Source organism: Neisseria sp. P0022.S010 (assembly GCF_051956635.1).
The window spans coordinates 1-2,652 of the sequence record NZ_JBQCXF010000419.1 but is presented as its reverse complement, the minus strand read 5'-3'; the positions used below and the strand labels follow the sequence as shown (position 1 = coordinate 2,652).

Genomic DNA, 2,652 nt, shown 5'->3' with positions numbered 1-2,652 from the left:
TACGCTCCGACAATCTACCCATACCCGAATAAGGAAATCCAATGAGCACTTCTTTGAGCTATCGTGACGCAGGCGTGGATATCGACGCAGGCGATCAACTGGTCGAAAACATCAAACCTTTTGCCAAGCGTACTATGCGCCCTGAAGTGTTGGGTGATTTGGGCGGTTTCGGCGCTTTGATCGAAATCGGCAAAAAATACAAAAATCCGGTATTGGTTTCCGGTACGGACGGTGTCGGCACCAAGCTGAAACTGGCATTTGACTGGGACAAACACGATACCGTCGGCATCGATTTGGTTGCCATGAGCGTCAACGATATTTTGGTTCAAGGTGCAGAACCTTTGTTCTTCTTGGACTATTTCGCTTGCGGCAAGCTGGACGTTGCCCGCGCGACTGATGTGATTAAAGGCATTGCCCAAGGCTGCGAAGAATCCGGCTGCGCCCTCATCGGCGGTGAAACCGCCGAAATGCCCGGCATGTATCCCGAAGGCGAATACGACTTGGCGGGCTTTGCCGTCGGCGTGGTTGAAAAAGAGTGCGTCATCAACGGCCGCAGCATCAAAGCGGGCGACATCGTGTTGGGTCTGGCTTCCAACGGCGCCCATTCCAACGGCTACTCCCTCGTCCGCAAAATCATTGCTCGCGACAATCCCGATTTGGATGCCGAGTTCGACAACGGCAAAACCCTGCGCGAAACTATCATCGCCCCGACCCGCCTGTATGTGAAACCCATTCTCGCCGCTTTGGAAAAATTCACCATTAAAGGCATGGCCCATATTACCGGCGGCGGCATTACCGAAAACGTACCTCGCGTTTTGCCTGAAAATACCGTTGCACAAATCGATGCCAAAGCGTGGGAATTGCCTAAACTGTTCCAATGGCTGCAAAAAGCAGGTAATGTGGAAACCCAAGAAATGTACCGTACATTTAACTGTGGTATCGGCATGGTCGTTATCATTGCTAAAGAAGATGCCGATGCGGTACAGGCATTCTTGAGCGAACAAGGCGAAACCGTTTACCGTTTGGGCGCAGTTCGTGAGCGCAATGGCGACGAACATCAAACCCAAGTGGCTTGATTAAGATGTAATTAAAAAAGTGCGGATGATGAATCCGCACTTTTTTATTGTTTATGGTCTAAGCAAATCTCCGCCCTAGCCTGCTTCTTCCATAAAACCGGCCAACTGAGCCGTATCGTGGGCAATCATCAGCTCTTCATTGGTTGGAACAACCAAAACAGCCGGCATAGAATCTGTCGGGCTGATGATACCGGAGTTGCCGTAGCGTTTGTCCATATTGGCTTTGGTGTCGATGTGCAGACCTAAGAAATCCAAGTAGGAAACGGTTTTGGCGCGGATATTACGCGAGTTTTCGCCGATACCGCCGGTAAACACGAGCGCATCAACGCCGCCACAAGCCACAGCCATCGAAGCAATATATTTGGCAAGGCGGTAAGTCATGACTTCCAAAGCCAAACGTGCGCCTTCATGACCTTCATCCGCAGCGATTTCCAAAGAACGGCAGTCGTTGGAGAGTTCGGAAATACCGAGCAAGCCTGATTTTTTGTTCAGCATTTCATCAACTTGGGCAACATCCAAACCGGCGTGTGAAGTCAGATAGCTGTATACGCCCGGGTCGATGTCGCCGCAACGTGTACCCATTACCAAACCTTCGATCGGCGTGAAGCCCATACTGGTGTCAACGGATTTGCCGTTTCGGATGGCGGTAATGGATGCGCCGTTGCCTAAGTGGGCAATAATCATGCGGATGTCTTCCAACGGTTTGCCCAAGATGCGTGCGGCTTCAGGGGCGACGTAACGCATACTGGTACCGTGGAAACCGTAGCGGCGGAAAGCGTATTTTTTACGCAATTCGCGCGGAACGGCATAAGTGTAGGCACGTTCCGGCATGGTTTGGTGGAACGAGGTGTCCATCACGCCGACGTTGGGCAGGCCGGGGAAGTGTTCCTGCGCGGCGAGGATGCCGCTGATGTTGGCGGGGTTGTGCAGCGGGGCAAGCGGGATGCAGGCTTTCAGTTCGTCAAGGACGTCTTGGTCGATGAGGACGGACTCGTGATATTTTTCGCCGCCGTGGGCGATGCGGTGGCCGATGGCTTTAATGCGGTCGTGCAGGCCGTGTTTTTCAAGTTCTTTCAACAGCATACCCACCGCACCGGCGTGACAGTTGCGCCCTGCCAAGGGAGCTTGGCATTTTTTACCGTCTTTGCTGAACGTAATGACTGCTTCGGGCGTACCCAAACGTTCGCCGAGACAGCTTAAGAGAACTTTACCGTTTTTACGGTCGATAACGGCACCTTTGAGTGAAGAGCTGCCGCAGTTCAGAACTAGAATGAGTTGGTTGGACATGGTGTTTCTCCTTTGAATTTTTGATTGTTTTTTTGGTTTCAGGCCGTCTGAAAAGAGCAAAAACATTTGAGAGCTTTCCAGTTTGCCTTTGGTTTGGTGTTTAGTCAGGCTTAATGCCCAATCCTAATCTCCATTGCAGGTATCGCTACCCGACTAAAATCTGCTTATTTGGTTTTCAGACGGCCTTGTTTAATGCTGCGGCCGTCTGAAAACTTAAAAGCAATCTTCCGGCACTCGGACTTGTCCTTCCATAATCACGCGTGCGCTACGGCTCATGACCGCTTTGGTG

At 51.5% G+C, this 2,652-nt stretch carries 2 protein-coding genes; one reads left to right on the top strand and one right to left on the bottom strand.

All coding sequences use genetic code 11. The features are described from left to right. Positions 1–41: 41 nt before the first annotated feature. A complete protein-coding gene (gene purM / locus ACTHUT_RS17605; RefSeq protein ID WP_440419224.1) occupies positions 42–1,076 on the top strand; it encodes a phosphoribosylformylglycinamidine cyclo-ligase in 1,035 nt (344 codons plus the stop codon). Between the two features lie 75 nt (positions 1,077–1,151). Here the strand turns inward: purM and ACTHUT_RS17600 are convergent, their stop codons facing one another. Next, complete coding sequence (locus tag ACTHUT_RS17600) at positions 1,152–2,363, bottom strand: acetate kinase (RefSeq protein WP_440419223.1); 1,212 nt, start codon at positions 2,361–2,363, stop codon at positions 1,152–1,154. Positions 2,364–2,652 lie beyond the last annotated feature (289 nt).